General features: G+C 58.3%; 2 protein-coding genes. Both read right to left on the bottom strand.

Annotated elements, in window-relative coordinates; all coding sequences use genetic code 11:
- Nucleotides 1-617, bottom strand: a 617-nt coding sequence (locus tag NG895_RS24155) for an IS630 family transposase (RefSeq protein WP_252855117.1), incomplete at its 3' end; no start/stop codon positions are given.
- Entirely contained in the window at nucleotides 578-925 is a 348-nt protein-coding gene (locus NG895_RS24150) for a helix-turn-helix domain-containing protein (protein ID WP_252855116.1), read from the bottom strand. The genes NG895_RS24155 and NG895_RS24150, both read right to left, overlap by 40 nt.
- Nucleotides 926-985 lie beyond the last annotated feature (60 nt).

Raw genomic sequence — 985 nt, 5'->3', positions numbered from 1 at the left:
CCGCAATGTCGGAAGTAGTTTCGGCATTCGCTTTCGCTGAACAGATCGAGCACTTCTCCGCAGAGTTGCCACAGCTTGTCGGTGGTGCGTTGGGCTCCGTCTCGTAAGAGCTTCTTCAGTTTGCTGAACGCCAGCTCAATAGGATTCAGATCAGGTGAGTAGGGTGGCAAGTAACGAACTTCCGCTCCGACTGCATCGATGGCCTCGATGACGCGTTTCCCTTTGTGACTGGAGAGATTGTCCATCACCACCACGTCACCTGGCCGCAGGACTTTTACCAAGTGCTGCTCCACCCAACCGGTGAAGAGCATGGCGTTGATGGACCCTTCCACACAGAGTGGGGCCACGAAGCCAGTCGATCGCAAGGCGGCCAAGAAGGTGGTCGTCTCCCAGCGTCCGTAAGGAACATGACTCTTCAGCCGACTCCCTCGCACGCTGCGGCCGTAGGTCCGCGTCATGTTCGTCTTGGCCCAGGTTTCGTCGAGAAACACCAAGCGTTCCGGGTCGATGTCCCACTGCGTGGCCACCCATTGCCGCCGTGCTTCCGCCACGTCTTCTCGCTCTTGCTCGATGGCGATCAGCGTCTTTTTTTTCGCGTTCGCTTGAGCGCTCGGCACGCTCGACTAAGCGTCACATCCGAAACCATCCAGCCGAGTTCTTCCTCGGCGGCAGCCTGCAACTCTCGCAAGTAGATGTCAGGACGTTCGTCCAACTTAGCCAACAGCCACTCGGCGTACGGCTCCCAGCACTTGGGGCGAAGGCGGGTGGTTTTCGGTTCCACCTTGCCTTGCTCTCGGCGTTCTTGCTTGACTCGTCGAACCCACGATTCCGACACGCCAAACTGCAAAGCCACCTCACGAGTGCCGACACCGGCATCGCAAGCAGCCAGCACTTCGCCACGACGCTCCTTCGAATACGCTTTCATAGGTCCATCTCCGGGCTTGAGGTGAACCTAATCTAGCTAACTCACCCGGATGGCGCTAGA

Source organism: Aeoliella straminimaris (genome assembly GCF_024054565.1).
Lineage (GTDB): Bacteria > Planctomycetota > Planctomycetia > Pirellulales > Lacipirellulaceae > Aeoliella > Aeoliella straminimaris.
The sequence above is the reverse complement of the archived record's forward strand: the minus strand, read 5'-3'. Positions and strand labels throughout refer to the sequence as shown.